Source organism: Colwellia sp. SU-HH01172 (assembly GCF_057553355.1).
The window spans coordinates 287,609-304,782 of sequence record NZ_BAAJMB010000004.1 but is presented as its reverse complement, the minus strand read 5'-3'; the positions used below and the strand labels follow the sequence as shown (position 1 = coordinate 304,782).

Sequence of the window (17,174 nt, the reverse complement as noted above, 5' to 3'; positions counted from 1 at the left end):
ATACTTCTCCGCCAAAAATAAAATAAGTGAATACCATGTACTAATTACAAGCAACACAAGAACAGCGACTAATTTTAGCAGCCAACACTATATCGACTGCTTATTCGCTTTTATGACTATTATTTTACAATAGATTTAGCATTGCGGCGCATGCTAATGATTAATATCCGACAGCTTTACCGAATTTATAGTTAATGCCGAGAAAAACAGAGCTTATACTGCCAAATTCAGAAAAACTTGGTTGATGCTTGATACCTAAGGTAACGGCGGTTTTTTTATTGAAATTGTAATGTGCTGAAATAGCAACAATTGCATTAATATCATTTTTTTCTGAAAAGTATTTTTCTTCATTTAAGTCTTGCCAAAAAAATTTATTTTCAGTTAACGCCACAGACGCCCCGAATTGATATTCAATGGTGACTTTTTTGAAGAACTCGTTGTAGCTTTTTAATTTCTGGCGGTAACTAATTAAGGCATCAACGGTATCGTTTTTAAAATACAGTTCATCATTATTCCACTTAACTTGTACATCATCTAATGTGCTATACGCGAGTGACCAATACCAAGGGCTACCTTTGCTAAACTGATCGGCTAAGCCGACGCTAATACCCTTAGTTTTAGATTCATCACCTTTGTGAAGACTAAAAGATGTATCTAACGCCATTACGTTCGCACACGATAACGTCAAAAATCCGGCAAGTACCAACTTACCTATTCTGCTACTTAGAGTATTATTTTTATTAGCTTTATTATTGGTTTTCATTGAAAAGGCCATCATTAGTCCACCACGTATTAATTAGGTTTATTATTTTAACAAAGCTAAAAGCAATAATTAAACCATAACCAATAAATAACTAAATTTTTATCTTGGCAAATAATACATCATCACGAGGCAAAAAATCACAATTCCCCAAAACGCCTTCTTAAAAAAACTCCAGCGAGCCTTACCTTCCGGGTGATTTTCAGCCAACGCCATACCGCAATTAGCACAAGTTTTAAGTGATTTGTCGTTCTTACTTTGACAAAACAAGCAGGTAATTTTTTCGTGAGACATAACAATCCCCTCTATTGATTTGTCAGCTGATGATAAAGTTGTGGCAACCTCAACGGTAACTGATCAGGACGTAAGATAACCGTATAGCCATTACTACCGAAAATATACGGTAAGTAACTTTGTGCTTCTTGGTCAACCGTAATACAAAATGGTTTAATACCAAACTTAGCGGCTTCTTTTATCGCTTGATGAGTATCTTCAATACCAAATCGCCCTTCGTAATGATCAATATCGTTTGGTTTTCCGTCCGTTAATATCAATAATAGTTTTTGTGAACTGCGTTGTTCAACTAAAATTTTAGTCGCTTGGCGAATTGCCGCCCCCATGCGCGTATAAAACCCAGGACGAATAGATTGCACACGCCCGCGAATAATGTCGTCATACTTTTCGTTAAAGTTTTTCAGCAGCGTAAAACGGACATTACTGCGTTTTACCGATGAAAAACCATACATAGCAAAGCTATCGCCGACACTGTGTAATGCTTCACCAAACAACAACATAGAGTCTTGTACAACATCAATTACACGATTATTATCATCCAAATAGGCGTCTGTCGACATCGATAAATCTGCGAGCAACAAGCTTGAAATATCACGGTTATTACCACGAAAACTGCGATATAAGCCTCTTTCTTTGGTGGGCGATATTTTCGATTCAATATGAAAATCAAGCCAAGCAGATAAGTCTAACTCTTCACCTTGATGCTCGCCTTTCAGCCAATAACGCACACTGCGTAACTGTTCAAACTGCGCTTGAATCGTTTTTGCTGTTTTTTGTAATTTAGCTGGTAATGGCTTGGCTGCAGCGTCTCTTGGCAGCATAGGGTGTAACAAACAACGGTCTTCTTCTAAACGTTGCTTTTTATAATTCCATTCCGGTATTTTAATGCCTTCACCAAGTGGTAAATCATCTTCTGATGCTGACGGTAAATCCATATCAATTTTAATACGGGCACTTTTTTGGCTTTGCTCTTTTGATACTGTAATTTTATCTAAGTCCTCAGCAACGCGTTGATTATCTTCATCATCGTCATCACTGTCATCGGTGCCGCGGTCTAGCTTAGAAAATTCACTCCACGAGAACATAGTTTCGAGACGAAATATCATCATGCCATCTTTATCATCACCCGAGTCAACCCGTTCGGCTTTCTTGCGGCTAGTGTCACTTTTTTTAGCTTTACCTAATTCAGCGGCTTCAAGCTCTGCGTCATCATCATATTCAGGAAGTACTTGCGGATCAACCTGCGCTGACGGGTATAACCATAAATACACTGCCTGCGGAGCGTAATTAACCATGGGAAACTCGGCAACAGAACCAGGAGCGACGATTGCTTGAATGATGGCGTCTTCCATCACGCGTTCTGATTTTGGTCGTTTAGAGTGATCACTTCGGCTTTGAATAAAAGCTGCGGCTAAGCGATCATAACGTGGTTTCAATGCTGGGTACTGGGCCAGCACATCAACAACGAGTTGTTGGTTATCAATAGCCCAATGGCGAAACTTACCATTATGCTGGGCGGCCAGCACCGCTAACCAAATATATAGGTCATGATTTAATTCAGCGCTAGGAAATACCGCTAAGGTTTCAGGTAAACGTAAACTGTCTTCGTCTTGCCAGGCTAAGCTTATTTGTTGGTTTTCACCGGCAATTTTTTCTAGAAAGCTGCGACGAACAATATAGTCTCGATCACTTGCCGCTTCGACACGTTTAATGGCGTCACCACCTAAGGCACGAAACACCATGCCAACTGCATGACTAACGTCAGAAAACTGCACTACAGCGTCTTTATATTCTGTGCTGGCTTTACGTGTTATATATTTGTGCCAGAGACCGCCTACCCACTCTTCCATTTCGCCCTTCCTAAAAGGATTATTGCATCATTAACGATAATATATATGCTAGCAAAAGATTTATACGCGTGTTGTGATGTATGTCAAATTAGCCTGTTATGACAATACATTAGTTGTTTGTGTAAGGCGCTTTAACGCTGTTAAAAACTCGCGATATTAGCTTTCATCGTCAGAAGTTTGCTTGGGTTTATCTTTAGGTACGGTGAGATCAGGTAAGTTGGCACTGCCAATACTTTGCAGCACTAACCCCATCATAAAACAAAAGAATGAAATTGAACCAAAAAACGCTTTCATTACTTTATCTTCACTGTCGGTTAAGGTCAGTAGGTAACCTGCACAAATAAAGGCAACTATAATACTGATAACACCGACGACTTTAGCAAAACGCTGTAAAATATGTTTATTTTTGCGTTGTGTTAATTGCTGCTCTTCACTCAAGCGATTCTCCAAATTTTATGATCATGCTCATTCAGGTTACTCATTTAATTTTAGCCTGAAAAACTAAAAAATAAAGCCGTGGTATCACTACCACGGCTTGCTGTAGACTAACATAGTTTGCTATTCAACACCTTGAATTCAAACTAATATTTACGCTGCTGTTTTTTCTTTAACGAAAAAACTAGCAAGGTAAGCAATAAGACCAATTAAGAATACAACACCAGCAATTTCACGTAACCAGTAGAAGATAGCTAATTTATCTTGAGTTGCCATAAAGCTTAACGCTTCACCACTTTCAGGTAAACGTTGTAACCAAACTTGCAGTACACCAGCGCCTGTCAGGAATAAAGTAATAAATACCATACCGACAGTCATTAGCCAGAAGCCCCACATTTCAGTTACTTGTGCTTTATTGCAATTTGCTTCACCAACACCACGTAATTTAGGCATAGCGTAAGACATTATCGTCATAACAATCATTGCATATGCACCGTAGAATGCCATGTGTCCATGAGCAGCAGTAATTTGTGTACCATGAGTAAAGTAATTCACTGGAGCAAGAGTATGAAGGAAACCCCATACGCCGGCACCTAAGAATGCCATTACTGAAGTACCTAATGCCCATAAAGTAGCCGCTTTGTTCGGATGTTCACGACGACGACGGTTAACCATATTGAAGGCGTACAATACCATTGCAAAGAAAGGTAACGGTTCGATTGCAGAGAAGATAGAACCAACCCACTGCCAGTATTCAGGAGTCATTAACCAGTAGAAGTGATGGCCTGTACCTAAGATACCTGAGATTAATGCCATAGCAATAATCACATATAACCATTTCTCGATAACTTCACGGTCAACACCAGTAACTTTGATTAATACGAATGCTAAAATCGCACCCATGATTAATTCCCATACACCTTCTACCCATAAGTGAACAACAAACCACCAGAAGTACTTATCAAGTGCTAAGTTAGTTGGGTTATAGAAAGCGAATAAGAAAAATACGGCTAAACCAATTAAACCCGTCATCATCACCATGTTGATAGCTGTTTTACGGCCTTTCAAAATAGTCATACCTAGGTTGTATAAGAAGCCTAAGGCAACAACAACAATACCAATTTTAGTAATTGTTGGCTGCTCAAGGAACTCACGTCCCATGGTTGGCCATAAATCATTACCTGTGATATGCGCTAAAGTAGCATAAGGAACGAATAAATAACCTAAGATTGTTAATACGCCAGCAGCGGCGAATATCCAGAATAAGGCAATTGCTAGTTTAGGGCTATGCAATTCAGTTTCGGCTTCTTCGGGTACTAAGTAATACGCAGCCCCCATAAAGCCAAACAGTAACCAAACAATCAGCAAGTTGGTGTGAACCATACGCGCTACATTGAAAGGAATTAAGCCACCGACGATATCGCCGATAACATATTGTAAACCCATCAGTAGACCAAATAGAATTTGGCCAACAAACAAGATCATAGCAAAAACAAAATAAGGTTTTGCAACGGCTTGTGATTGATATTTAAGAGTATTCACGCCATTATCCTTCTATGTTTGGTGGCCAGTTATTATCATCCAATTCTGAAGTCCACTTAAGGAATTCAGCCAGATCATCAATTTCTTGATCTGATAAATGGAAATTAGGCATTTGACGACGACCAGGAATATTTAATGGTTGAGATTTCATCCAACCGCTAAAAAATGCCTTGAAGCCAGCTTCGCCACCGCGACGGTCATAAACATTAGCTAGCTCAGGAGCAAAATAAGCGCCTTCACCAATTAATGAATGACAACCGACACAGTTGTTGTCTTCCCATAACGCCTTACCGCGCGCTACAGACTCAGTGATGTTTTCTCGATGATCCCGTTTGGGCATCTCTTTGGTTGTGTGGAAAGTCAAAGCAAGAAATATTAAAAAGAAGAATACACTTCCACCGTAATAAATATTTCGAGCCATGCCTTTTGTAAAACGCTCTGACATGGTGTTTCCCTTATTAAAGAATAATGTAATAAAGCAATATAATAATAGGACAATATTTATTTTTTCACCTTGATAAGAATCAAGTTTTTAGAGATGTGTAATAATTAAATACAAAATTAGTTGGACTTTAGCTTGTAGTGTAGAAATTATGACCGAAATCAAGTCGAGAATTGTAATAATGACTAAAGTCCCTAATTTTTATAAGGAAATAAAGTTCTTCACGACAATAAACTCAGTTACATTGCTCTGCCCTATTCTACAGTTACAAGCAGCAGCGCGAGAGTTCTCTCTCATTATTGCGAAACTTTCGCCCAATAAAATAACACTAAGAACAAATCACATTTTAATGCAAGAAACAAAGATCAGTGGGAATAAATTTGGCGGATGCTGGTATAAGCATTAGTTAACGTTTTGCCAAATATTTAAAGATAAATAAGCAAAATGATTAACGGGATAACAGTAACATATGCAAGCATCAAATATCGCCATACATCAGGCGCATGCTTTAGTTCCATAAAGACGTCAATTATTTGTTGGCCTTTCATGGCAATAATCACCATAACAGCGGCGATAAAAGATAATGCATTAAAAGTCGGATTTTGAAAATAATAACCTAAGGCTACCGAAGCTAACGTTAATAAAATTAACCAAAGCCAACTTAATGCGAAATGTTGTGATCTATGTTTCTTCATCAACTCAACAACCCTATAAATTTATAGCTAATAAAAATGACTTAAATAACGTAAATGAGTGGAAACAAAATAATCCACAGTAAATCAACCATGTGCCAATAACACGCACCTGATTCAAAGCCTGAAAATTCATTTTCAGTTGTTGGGTCATTATATTTATCTTGATAAGCATTTATTGCCATATATGCCAATATCACCATACCCAACAAAATATGCATAAAATGAAAGGCGGTAATTAAAAAGTATAAGGTAAAAAAGGTATTCGTTTCTATATCAATACCTTGTGAAAATAATGCTTGGTATTCCCAAAGTTTTAATACGATATAAACGCCAGCAAAAGCTAAAGCAAGTAACAATCGAAAAACCGCTTGTCGTTCTTTTTTTATGCGCATGGAATGCAAAGATATTGCGACAAAGTAGCTACTGGTAATTAATGCGATAGTATTAATAAGGCCGGCAACTTTATGTAATTGCGCTTTACCTTCAGCAAACATGACTAGATTAAGATTTTCAGCGATGGCAAAGCCGATAAAAAATATCGCAAATACCGTTAACTCAGCCAAAATAAAAAACCACATGGCAAGATCGCCAGGTAGTTTTTTAATGTTGTTTGTCACAGAAAGAGGCCTTTCATTGACTGAAATATCAGCTGATAGATCAGTGGTAACAGTGTTTACTGACGGTACTTGTTCAGGCATCAAAGTAGATTTTCGCCACTTCCATTATAGAATTAACCGTTTGTATATCATCAGATAAAGGCTCTGCTAAACAACAACGGCAAACTTCAATCGGGTCCATACCTGATGACATCATTTTGGCAGCGTAGATAAGTAAACGTGTTGAAGCAACTTCTTCTAAATCATTTTCTTCTAACCGGCGCAGGGCTTGAGCCAATTCCACCAATTTAAAGGCAATGTTAGCCTCAACACCGGTTTCTTTAATAATAATGTCTTGTTCGACTTGGGTTTCTGGGTAGTCAAAACGTAACGCAACAAAGCGTTGTCTGGTACTTGGCTTCATGCCTTTAAATAGGTTTTGATATCCAGGGTTATAGGAAACAACCAACATAAAGCCCGGCGCCGCTTCAATGAGTTCACCGGTTCTTTCTAATGGTAAAATGCGACGATCATCAGCAAGTGGGTGCAAAACAACCGTGGTATCTTTACGGGCTTCTACCACTTCATCTAAATAGCAAATACCGCCTTCACGTACCGCTTTCGTTAACGGACCATCTTGCCAATAAGTCCCTTCTGGACCAACAAGGTGACGACCAACTAAATCGGCTGCGGTTAAATCATCATGGCAAGCAACGGTATAGAGTGGTTTATTGAGCTTCTCAGCCATATGCGCAACAAAACGTGTTTTACCACACCCAGTAGGACCTTTTATTAATACAGGTAACTGGTGGCCATAGGCGTATTCAAATAGAGCAACTTCATTGCCCTGTTCTTGATAAAATAATGAATTGTCGTCAGCTTCTTCTAACGCATTTAAATTAACAGTAGTCATAATTTCCTATTTTCACGTTTTCATCTGTGAATAACAAAAGCATCAATCAAACAGATTATTCAGTTGATACGAGAATATGTCAGTAAAATACGCCCATTAGTTCGCTATAGCAAACGACATTGTAATGAGAATGAATAGTGTTTGATTCCGATCAACCAACCTTACTAATTTAGCCCATTCGTGAGAAATATCACTTATTCAAACGTCCTTTAGTTTACTTTGTTGCGACAGTTACCACGCCAGTCATTTTAGGATGAGGACCACATTCATAAGGAAATTCACCAATATCATTAAAAGTACGTTGATAACTCTCGCCTGGAAAGATGTAGTCCGGCTCTTCAACATCGAATTGCTTAAACCAGACATTATGATATTGACGTTTTTCGATGTTTTTCCAAATAACCGTATCACCCTTTTCAATTGTTATCTCAGCTGGGGTAAATTTCTTTTTATATACCTCAACAATTATTTCTTTTGCATAGGCAGAGCCAAAAGTTGCAAACAACATAGACAATAGAATGAGTGTACGCATAATAAGTTTCCCTTTTTGATAATGATGACTGAGATCATACTAATTATTAATCCAAATTAACGCATCGTCTAGATTATCAAAATATTTAATTTCTCCAGACAAAAACCATGCGCCTATTTTGGCGGTAATTTTTTGCCAATTTTTATTGCCATAAATTGCAATTTTTTCAAACTCATTGTTGTGTTTTAGACCAAGTTTAAAATCATCCCATGCCGCCCTTAATTCCCAGCCTTCTAGTTCAGTGCCATCAACCAGCACATTAACTTTTGGATGTTTCACTTGTGCGAGGGCGGAGTCAATCAGTGGCGTGATCACCTCATAGTCACTATGAGTTAATGTGCCAACCGCCTTAAGTGAAAGAAAAAACTCATTATCAATACGTTCTATGCCTATCGACAAGCCATGTTTAATTGTTTTCATCACAAACCTCCGTCCATTTACTTGCTTACATATTAGACAGGAGTTCTTAGAATGAACATAAAGATAAAGCCATTCTCTTGTGTTATATCAAATGAATGAAAGATACTAAAATATAAGCTTAGTACTTGTGAATATTTACATTTAGACGATATAGAAATTGTTAATGCCAAGAGTAAGTTTGCCTGTTCCGTCACAAAGTACTAGCAATGATAAACAAACAGCAATCAGACTTTTATTACCCCCAGTCGTTATAAATAGATGATTTTTAGCAAAATAAGGTTATATTTACTGAGTTGCAATAACAATTATACTCATTAGTAGAAACCACAGAGTGAAAAACCTAGCACGCCATTTTTTACGTACTGCGTTAATGACATCGATTAACTCATATTTCCCTTTAATATTTTACTTTAAATCCAAACATCATTTTCAGCGGTTAATTCATTACTTGCTGTACCAGTATTAACGACACCTTTAGGCTCAATCAGCATTATTTGACACTCTTTGTTAGCAACGGGTTTGTGCTCAATACCTTTGGGTACAACAAACATTTCGCCGGTGTTTAGCTCAACTTTTCCATCTCGAAACTCAATGGTGAGCTCGCCGGCAATAACAACGAAGACTTCATCGGTATCAGCATGTTGGTGCCAAACAAACTCTCCTGCAACTTTCGCTAACTTAAATTGATAGTCATTCATTTCCGCAATCACTCGAGGAGACCAATGTTCGGAAAATTTGGCAAGTTTATCTTTAAAATTTATCGCATTGTGTTTCATAAAACGCTCACTAGTTGGAGTAGCTATACTTATTCTTACTTAAGTTGTGTTTATGACTTTAGCAGTAAAGTTTAAATAAAAAAAAGCCTTTTGTGTTCACAAAAGGCTTTTTAGTTTTTTGCTTATTTACCTATGCTAGTTAATAAGTTAATGCGATATTCATTAAAGCTTTGCTGCGTTGATTTCGGCATCCGCATTATCAAGCGCTAGCTTGTAACCGAATGAAACATGGTGATAACGTCCACTGGTGTAATCATCATGAATGGCAAAACCAAAGTTGTATACTGTGCCCGCTTCGATGTTAACATCACCTGCTTTATCAGATTTTAGTTTACGTTTAACCATTACCGTCCAAGTGCCGTTTTCAAGTGTTGCGCTTACTTCGCCACCTTGGCCACCATGCATTTGACGTTCAGCTAAAACATAACCGTCTTCAACTTTACCTTCACCTGCTTTGTAGCGCACGATATCCATAAACTTGTTAGCATCAAGTTCAGCTTTAATATCAGCTTCATCTTTTAACTGGTCCCAGCCACCAAGAGCTTTACCACGACGACCTTTCAATTCAAGTTTAGTACGTGACTCTTTAGTATATTTAGTTAAACCATTGCTAAAGTCTAAACGTTTAGCTAAGTCTGAGCCCAATAAAGCATCTTTTTCTGGCACGAATGGCATACCATTAACGTCGGCATGACAAGTACCCCAACAACCTGCTCTGTCAGCATATTCAACTTCATCTGTTGCAACCATGTACGCCAGTTTCATTGAGTTTGTAGGGTCCATTTTACCACCTTCTACAAAAGGTGCAGGAACATGGTCAGTTTCAGGCCAGCTGAACTTCAAGTATAAGTTTTCAGCATCATGTGCGGCATTAATGGTGACATCAAAGCTACCACGTTTACCTGGAATTAATGCTGGGTCTTCAACTTTTTCACTTTCGCCAGACGCGATGTTGTTACCAATATCAGCCACTTCTTCACCGTGACATTCGACACAACGATCACCTTTAGTAAAGGCACGTTTACCGCCATGTTTACGACCAAGTACCCATTCAATTGATGCGGTACCAGGATAGAATACACTGATATCTGCGGAATTAGCTTTACCCCAATCAACATTGATATCACTGCCGCTAGCTGATGGTGTGGCACTCGCAGCTGCTTTTGTTTGTGTAGGCACTTCGCCTAATTTACTGGTTGCAGCCGCTACAGCTTTCTCAATTTGCGCTTGCACTTTTGCTTTTTCAGCTTCTTTCGCAGCTTTAGCTACTGCTTTTTCTTCAGCTTCTTTAGCTTCAACTCTTGCTAAACCATCTTTATACATTTGCGGAATTTCACGAATGTAAGCAGGGTTTGGTGCCTCAATGGCTTCTAATTCTTCATCTGATAATTTGTCTCTCACGCCATGATGAGCAATGCCTTTATGACAATCAATACATGTTTGTCCGGTTTCAAAAGCATTTAAATGTTGTTTACGGGCACGAGGTTTTTGATATTCTGGATTCATAGATTCAAAGTTATGACAATTACGACATTCTCGTGAATCGGTATCTTTCATTGCTTTCCAGACGCTTTTCGCCATCGTAAAGCGATGAGCATCAAATTTTTCTTTAGTATCAAGTTTGCCGGTTAACCAGCCATAAACTTCATAAGAAGCTTGGATTTTACGGACCACTTTATGGACCCAAGGTCTTGGTACGTGACAATCAGGACAACCCGCTCTTACGCCGGTTCTATTAGAATAATGTATGGTTGGTTTGTATTCTTGATAAACGTTGTCTTCCATTTCATGACAACCTATACAAAATTCGGTGGTATTCGTTGCTTCCATCGCGGTGTTAAAACCACCCCAAAAGATAATACCGACGACAAAGAAGATCACCGCTCCGGAAACCGTTGTACCAAGGATTAGTCGACGAGACCAAAAGCTGGGTTTACTTACTGTGTTATTTACCATAATTAACTCTTACAGAATAAAGCGAAAAAACGTGGACATGGCATTTACCATGCCCACTAACCTAAATTGATAAGGTGATATTATGTGAGGAGAATATTCACTGTTAATATCACCTATCAAATAAGTTACTTACTAGGTTTTGTGGTTCGAACGGTTGAATACGTTGAACTTACCAGTAGGAGTCGTTAAGCCTTTAATGCGTGTTTTCTCTTTAAGAGTTTTTGCATCATAAACTACGATTTCACCTGTTGGGTTCTTAGCATCTTTACGGTTCCAAACTGAAACCCAAACCTCTGTACCGTCATCATTGAATTCCATGTGAAGTGCTGCTTTACCAGGCTCTTCAGTTACACGGATAGTTTTAACAATTTCGTGAGTATCTTTATCAAATACTTGTACAGATTGTTGAATTTCTGGCTCTGGATGTTTAAGTTGATCAGCCCAAACGTATTGTGAAGTTTCATGTGTACGGATGAATGCACCAGCACCATCTGTTTCAACTTCATAACAAAGTTTCCATGCTTTATCAGGATGATTGATTGGATCGTTACCCCAAACAGATACTAAACCAGTACCTAAGTGAGTAGTACCGCCTACAGGACCACATTCTTTATCAATCCAGTTAGCACCTGGGCCTGGATGTGGTAAAGAATCAACATCGATTTGTGCTTCTAACTTACCAGTTTCTGTATCAACGATTACCATTTTGTTTGATGCGTTAGCAGCAATTTGGAAGTAACGACCAGTTGGGTCATAGAAACCATCGTGTAAGAATTCAGATGACGCGATGCTAGTAATGGTTAAGTTATCTAAATCACTGTAGTCAACTTGTAACATTTGACCTGTTTCTTTAACAGCAATAGTAAACTCTGATTTGTTAGGAGAAGTGTAAACAGCTGCTACACGTGCTTCATTAACAAATTCACCTTTAGTGTTGTAACCACGAGTTGAAACAACTTTAAGTGGGTTCAACGTTACAGCATCCATGATAACGAAATGCGCAGGCCAGTAACCACCAGCAACTACATATTTACCGTCACCTGAAACAGCGATATCACGAGCGTCATATGCCATCTTAGTTTCAGCAACTAACATTTTATCAGGTGTTTGCCATAAATCGATTTTGTTAACTTTACCGTCACGACCAATGGTGTACCAGAAACGACCAACATCTTTAGCGTGGTCTATTTTATGGTGCTCAGTACCCTTGATTACGTGAACCGCGTAACCCGTGTCAATATGAGTGATAACTTCTTTCGTGTCGCCATCAACGATTGCTGCAGTACCGGCATCACGCTCGATAACTACGAAAAAGTTTTGCCAGTTACGACCATGTAATGGTTTCGCTGGGTAATCTTTTGGTGCAATGTACTCTTTAGTATGAGAACGCATTTGCTCTAAAGACATTTCCGGTGGTACTGGCGGTGTCATTTGAATAAACGTTGCCATGTTAGCAATTTCTTTTTCGGTGAATAAATCATCAAAATTGTTCATGCCGCCTTCAGTACCAAGAGCAATAATTTTCTCTAGGCGCTTTTGACCTTTTTTAAGCGTATTTTTTGGCTCTAAGTTTTTACCTGTAGCGCCTTTACGCAAAGTACCATGACAACCAGCACAACGTTGGAAGTACTGTAATTGCGCTTTTTCAAAGTCTGCTTCAGATAAAGTTGGCTCCGCCGCTGATACTGACATACTGATACCAGTAGCTGCCATACCAATAGCTAAACCAAGTGCTGAAAGACTGTATTTAATCGTTTTCATAGGATCATCTCCGTTTACAATATTAACTAGCTTCATGTTTAAAATGTGTGTATTTCTTATCCATCTGTTACTTCTATCAACTACTTTATTATCTGATGCTCTTAACAATGTAGACAATAGATAGACAAATTTGTAGTTTGTATAAATGTTCTGTGCAATTTTTAATGCTTTTATGTTGACCCTTTGAATTAGGTCACTATGCTTAATCTCAAGAACAAATTTAAAGTAGTGCAACTATTCATTACTTTGCGAAGAAAAAACCTGATACAGATCAAGTTTTAAAAGTTTTAAATTGGAATGCATTTACAACTTGATCGAGGTCAACAAATAAAAAGGTTTTACGGGAATTAATCGCGATTCGTATTAGAATCGTTTTGAACTATACAATTTAACCACATTTTTTATATGAGTATTATTTATGAATAATCGCAGTAAATCTTTAATATACGCGGCCATTGTCGGGCTAATTATTGTCGCCATATTTTTGGGTTTTTTATCGAGCATTACCAACCCAGTTTCATGGATACTTATTGCGGTGTTGATCTTGATCCCGATGTTTTACAAGCGAACAATGAAAACCAATGAAGTTGTTTGGAAAGATGAATACAGTGTCGGAATAGCCAGTTTAGATAATGATCATAAAAAGTTGATCAGCTTACTTAACCAATTCACTACAGCCTACGATTATGCCATGAGTGAAGAGTTTGAACGTGAAGCGTTAAACGATTTGATTAACTACACGAAATATCATTTTGAGCGAGAAGAACAATTACTAGAACAACATGATTATGCTGACCTTGCCGCTCATAAAGCACAGCATAAGAAAATGATCGAACAAGTCACTAGCTTTATGGATTTATATAATGACAAAGGCCACGATGCCTTAAATGAAATTAGTGAGTTTTTATCTAATTGGTTGATTAATCATATTAATGGAACAGATAAAGAGTATAGCGAATTGTTGATTAAGAAAGGTGTTCGGTAATTTCAGACAGTTGATATGACTTATATTTAATAAAAAAGGGCCAGTTAATACTGGCCCTTCTTACCATAACATAAACATTATGGTCATCTTCTTGTTACATCCGTATATTTATTCCCTTTAAATTTCCAATTCCTTTGAAAATAACATGTTAAGTCATCAAGAGAGTGCATTCTTGCTGCCTTATCCACTACCAAATTCAAGACTACTTTGTTCAATAAATTTAAGATCCTGGGCAAAAATTATTGCGCAAATAAGCTTGTTTTCGATAATCCTTATAGAAACATATTTTTAACTAGATATTTCAACACGTGCTAATTTCGGAGTTTCCTCCTATCACTATACTTAGTCGTTGCTATTTATATTAAAGCGCGCACACATTTCACGCAAAAACATAAAGACTAAATATAATGTTTGCACCTATTTAACCGTTTTCGGCGACGATCAAATAAGTGCGGTTATTAAGCCAAAGGATACAAATTGCTATCCCAAAGCCCAATTTTATTAACTATTCCAACAGCCTTTCAATATGCAACAAGCTGTTAGAGCTAGTGAAAATTTTAAAATAGCAGCCTATTCACGTAATAATGTACTCACAACACCTGCATAAATCTCGTCGTAATCTATTCAAGTAACAATTAACCTAATTACCAAATTGGAGGGGTGGTAATTTAGTTTTAGTTTGCACTTTACTCGTAAATAGGCTCTATACTGCTTCATTACTGTAGAACCTTTAACTTCTCACTTGCCTTATTTATCTTTCATTCTCCAACAAGGTAAACGAGAATGATTCTCATTATCTATGATTTTATTATGATGTCAACACTTAAATGAGAATTAATTGCATTTATTATTTTGAAAAAGGAAGTGTTTCGTTAATGGTTGACTATTTGCTAATAAAAATTAAGTTACCGAAACTCTAGCGAAAACGCACTTGTAAATAGAAGTAATAATATTTTTAAAATATTATTACTTTATCGATGGTTATATCCCCTTCCCTTCATCGAGCGATATCCTAAATTGACAGCATTTTGTCTAATAAATTTATTTGTACAGTTTTTAAATAAGTGTAGAACTAACAGCTATTTGCTTATTCCGAGCTCAGGTTATTTAAGACAATATAATGGCAAGAAAATCTTTAACTCATTAATAAATATTGATTTAAGATAAATTCTACGTAATATGTCGATACATTTTTAACTTTTTTGTAAGAGATTATATGAAAGCAAAATTTACCCTATTAAGATCACGTTTTATGCTACTAATTATTAGCATGGGTCTTGCAGTAATAGGTCAAACGTGGGCGCAAAGCTCAACAATTGATCATGAAAAAGCAACCTTAGTTAGTAAGTTTGCAAAATATGTTACTTGGCCTGTCGAAGCTAGACAACGAGAATTCATTATCGGCGTCTACAAAGATGTTAATAAATACAATTACTTCAGTAATTTTTTTGCAAACAAAGGGGTTAAAGGCAAAGATATTTCGGTGCAGTTAGTCAATACTCTGGGTGATGCTAGAAATGTTAATATTTTGTATATCTCATCACCAAATCAACGAAATGTCATAAAGTTAGCAGACAGAATCATAGGTGATTCAAATGTTCTAGTTATTACCGAAGATTCAAAAGAACTTGCTAAAACCATGATTGATATTTCATATAATGAACAACAGTCTAAAGTTAGTTTTAAAGTCATTGAACCTAATATTGCCGATGGAAAGTTAACTATGCCTGAACTTTCTTATTTCTCAGGCAGTAATAATAGTGAAGAAATATTATCTGACAGCCCTACTTTCACAAAAAAAAATCAACAAGAAGCAAAACGATTAGCACTGGAAAATCAATTAGCTCAACAACAGCTTTCATTACAGCAATTAAATGAAAAACTAAATTTAACTAGAGAAAGTTCAGAAAAATACCATGTGCAATTACAACAACAATCTGAGCGATTAAAAGCAGTGCAGGAAGCAGATGCAAAAAAGAGGCAAGAAATTAATGCTAAAGATAAAAAACTACAAGAACTAGAAAAACAATTACAAGATCAACAAACCCAATTAGCAGCGAATAAACAATTACAATCTCAACAAATACCGTTAGAAACAAATGAGCAAGATTTGCCCGCTAGTGATCAAGAGAGCGCTAAAGAAACAGAAAAAGCAATCAATGAGCTCACTGAAAAACTTAATAAACAAACTGAAATTGCAAATAATACCGTAATAAAACTAGCTAACATAACCAAAGACAACAAGAAGCTATCAAGCTATCAGACGTTATTTTATGTTTTTCTTATAGTAACTATCATTGCGTTATTTATCGTGTTTATGATGTGGAAAAAAGCTAATAATTCGGCTTCACAAAAGTCATTACCATCAGAAAAAAGCAACGATCGCTTGTTGTCCGTTAGGGAAGAACAATTAATAAAATCGGAAAACATTGCCGCTGTCGGATATATCGCTACCGATATAACCTATGCTGTGGGCTTATCTTTAGAAGACTTGCAAGCAAAACTTAAATCTGTTGACGATACTAAAAGTGCAGCAGCTCTTAAACCTGTTGTAGATTTATTAGAAAATTTTAATCTAATCGCAGCAGATCAAGATGACACAAAACCTCAAAATATTGATGTTATCGCTTACATCCAAAAAATGTTGATGCTTTATAATTTTGAATTTAGCCAAAGTAATATTGTTTATAGTTATTCAGGTGAGAAGAAACTAAGCATTAAAACCGTACCAAGTTATATTGCATTAATATTATTAAACCTAATTAATAATTCGATAAAACACGGCTTTGATAATAATGGCAACGGTAAGATCGCAATAAAAGTTGAAAATGGAATAAAAAGCGGTGCAATAATCACTTATTCTGATGATGGAAAAGGAATGAATAAAACTACGTTAGAACAAGTATTCAAACCATTTTTCACCACTCGTAGCGACCGAGGCTACGTAGGTGTTGGTATGAGCACAACTTACGACTTGATTAAGAAAAAATTAACTGGTGACATTAAGATAGACAGCAAAGAAGGGAAAGGCGCAACGGTAATTATTACCTTACCTTAACGTTATTTCGGCTTAATTCAATACTGAATTTTGTACAATCGAGTAATTTGCTGTTTAAACAGTAGATTACTCGACTTTTCTATCGTAAGCCCCCTATTAGTAAAAAATTCAAAACGCCTTTTAATTGCACTAACTAGGTCCCCCGAGATTTGCTAAGTT

The 17,174-nt window shown here is 37.0% G+C and carries 16 protein-coding genes; 2 read left to right on the top strand and 14 right to left on the bottom strand.

The window, feature by feature from the left end:
- Positions 1-160 precede the first annotated feature (160 nt).
- The 14 genes from AC27JP_RS12805 to AC27JP_RS12740 form a co-directional block, all read right to left on the bottom strand.
- Positions 161-763, bottom strand: coding sequence for a hypothetical protein (locus AC27JP_RS12805; protein WP_487115663.1), 603 nt, complete (start codon positions 761-763; stop codon positions 161-163).
- 99 nt (positions 764-862) lie between these two features.
- Positions 863-1,054, bottom strand: a complete 192-nt coding sequence (locus AC27JP_RS12800) for a DnrP protein (protein WP_487115661.1) — start codon at positions 1,052-1,054, stop codon at positions 863-865.
- A gap of 11 nt (positions 1,055-1,065) precedes the next feature.
- Positions 1,066-2,904, bottom strand: a complete 1,839-nt coding sequence (locus AC27JP_RS12795; protein WP_487115659.1) for a nitric oxide reductase activation protein NorD — start codon at positions 2,902-2,904, stop codon at positions 1,066-1,068.
- Between the two features lie 156 nt (positions 2,905-3,060).
- Complete coding sequence (locus tag AC27JP_RS12790; RefSeq protein ID WP_487115657.1) at positions 3,061-3,342, bottom strand: hypothetical protein; 282 nt, start codon at positions 3,340-3,342, stop codon at positions 3,061-3,063.
- 150 nt (positions 3,343-3,492) lie between these two features.
- On the bottom strand, positions 3,493-4,881 hold the full coding sequence (locus AC27JP_RS12785; RefSeq protein WP_487115655.1) for a cbb3-type cytochrome c oxidase subunit I: 1,389 nt from the start codon (positions 4,879-4,881) through the stop codon (positions 3,493-3,495).
- A gap of 4 nt (positions 4,882-4,885) precedes the next feature.
- On the bottom strand, positions 4,886-5,326 hold the full coding sequence (locus AC27JP_RS12780; protein ID WP_487115653.1) for a c-type cytochrome: 441 nt from the start codon (positions 5,324-5,326) through the stop codon (positions 4,886-4,888).
- Positions 5,327-5,748: 422 nt separating this feature from the next.
- Positions 5,749-6,018, bottom strand: a complete 270-nt coding sequence (locus tag AC27JP_RS12775) for a cytochrome C oxidase subunit IV family protein (RefSeq protein WP_487115652.1) — start codon at positions 6,016-6,018, stop codon at positions 5,749-5,751.
- Positions 6,019-6,059: 41 nt separating this feature from the next.
- Positions 6,060-6,716 carry a cytochrome c oxidase subunit 3 family protein gene (locus tag AC27JP_RS12770; protein ID WP_487115650.1) on the bottom strand — a complete coding sequence of 219 codons (657 nt, stop codon included), beginning with the start codon at positions 6,714-6,716 and terminating at the stop codon, positions 6,060-6,062.
- Positions 6,709-7,527 carry an AAA family ATPase gene (locus AC27JP_RS12765; RefSeq protein ID WP_487115648.1) on the bottom strand — a complete coding sequence of 273 codons (819 nt, stop codon included), beginning with the start codon at positions 7,525-7,527 and terminating at the stop codon, positions 6,709-6,711. The genes AC27JP_RS12770 and AC27JP_RS12765 overlap by 8 nt, the downstream gene beginning before the upstream one ends.
- 214 nt (positions 7,528-7,741) lie before the next feature.
- Positions 7,742-8,059 carry a cupredoxin domain-containing protein gene (locus tag AC27JP_RS12760; protein WP_487115646.1) on the bottom strand — a complete coding sequence of 106 codons (318 nt, stop codon included), beginning with the start codon at positions 8,057-8,059 and terminating at the stop codon, positions 7,742-7,744.
- Positions 8,060-8,098: 39 nt separating this feature from the next.
- Positions 8,099-8,479 carry a SpoIIAA family protein gene (locus tag AC27JP_RS12755; RefSeq protein WP_487115644.1) on the bottom strand — a complete coding sequence of 127 codons (381 nt, stop codon included), beginning with the start codon at positions 8,477-8,479 and terminating at the stop codon, positions 8,099-8,101.
- 410 nt (positions 8,480-8,889) lie between these two features.
- Positions 8,890-9,255 carry a cupin domain-containing protein gene (locus AC27JP_RS12750; RefSeq protein ID WP_487115642.1) on the bottom strand — a complete coding sequence of 122 codons (366 nt, stop codon included), beginning with the start codon at positions 9,253-9,255 and terminating at the stop codon, positions 8,890-8,892.
- A gap of 162 nt (positions 9,256-9,417) precedes the next feature.
- A complete protein-coding gene (locus AC27JP_RS12745) occupies positions 9,418-11,211 on the bottom strand; it encodes a NapC/NirT family cytochrome c (protein ID WP_487115640.1) in 1,794 nt (597 codons plus the stop codon).
- Between the two features lie 132 nt (positions 11,212-11,343).
- The gene (locus AC27JP_RS12740) at positions 11,344-12,972 is read right to left on the bottom strand and encodes a cytochrome D1 domain-containing protein (protein WP_487115638.1); all 1,629 of its coding nucleotides are present in this window, start codon (positions 12,970-12,972) and stop codon (positions 11,344-11,346) included.
- Between the two features lie 418 nt (positions 12,973-13,390).
- Between AC27JP_RS12740 and AC27JP_RS12735 the strand changes: the two genes are divergently transcribed.
- A complete protein-coding gene (locus tag AC27JP_RS12735) occupies positions 13,391-13,957 on the top strand; it encodes a bacteriohemerythrin (protein ID WP_487115636.1) in 567 nt (188 codons plus the stop codon).
- 1,216 nt (positions 13,958-15,173) lie between these two features.
- Entirely contained in the window at positions 15,174-17,015 is a 1,842-nt protein-coding gene (locus tag AC27JP_RS12730; protein WP_487115634.1) for a YfiR/HmsC family protein, read from the top strand.
- Positions 17,016-17,174: the final 159 nt, after the last annotated feature.

Excerpts from the sequence above, each read along its gene's own strand:
- AC27JP_RS12805 (WP_487115663.1), bottom strand. The coding sequence starts at position 763 with ATGAAAACCAATAATAAAGCTAATAAAAATAATACTCTAAGTAGCAGA.
- AC27JP_RS12800 (WP_487115661.1), bottom strand. The coding sequence starts at position 1,054 with ATGTCTCACGAAAAAATTACCTGCTTGTTTTGTCAAAGTAAGAACGAC.
- AC27JP_RS12795 (WP_487115659.1), bottom strand. The coding sequence starts at position 2,904 with ATGGAAGAGTGGGTAGGCGGTCTCTGGCACAAATATATAACACGTAAA.
- AC27JP_RS12780 (WP_487115653.1), bottom strand. The coding sequence starts at position 5,326 with ATGTCAGAGCGTTTTACAAAAGGCATGGCTCGAAATATTTATTACGGT.
- AC27JP_RS12775 (WP_487115652.1), bottom strand. The coding sequence starts at position 6,018 with ATGAAGAAACATAGATCACAACATTTCGCATTAAGTTGGCTTTGGTTA.
- AC27JP_RS12770 (WP_487115650.1), bottom strand. The coding sequence starts at position 6,716 with ATGCCTGAACAAGTACCGTCAGTAAACACTGTTACCACTGATCTATCA.
- AC27JP_RS12765 (WP_487115648.1), bottom strand. The coding sequence starts at position 7,527 with ATGACTACTGTTAATTTAAATGCGTTAGAAGAAGCTGACGACAATTCA.
- AC27JP_RS12760 (WP_487115646.1), bottom strand. The coding sequence starts at position 8,059 with ATGCGTACACTCATTCTATTGTCTATGTTGTTTGCAACTTTTGGCTCT.
- AC27JP_RS12755 (WP_487115644.1), bottom strand. The coding sequence starts at position 8,479 with ATGAAAACAATTAAACATGGCTTGTCGATAGGCATAGAACGTATTGAT.
- AC27JP_RS12750 (WP_487115642.1), bottom strand. The coding sequence starts at position 9,255 with ATGAAACACAATGCGATAAATTTTAAAGATAAACTTGCCAAATTTTCC.
- AC27JP_RS12745 (WP_487115640.1), bottom strand. The coding sequence starts at position 11,211 with ATGGTAAATAACACAGTAAGTAAACCCAGCTTTTGGTCTCGTCGACTA.
- AC27JP_RS12740 (WP_487115638.1), bottom strand. The coding sequence starts at position 12,972 with ATGAAAACGATTAAATACAGTCTTTCAGCACTTGGTTTAGCTATTGGT.
- AC27JP_RS12735 (WP_487115636.1), top strand. The coding sequence starts at position 13,391 with ATGAATAATCGCAGTAAATCTTTAATATACGCGGCCATTGTCGGGCTA.
- AC27JP_RS12730 (WP_487115634.1), top strand. The coding sequence starts at position 15,174 with ATGAAAGCAAAATTTACCCTATTAAGATCACGTTTTATGCTACTAATT.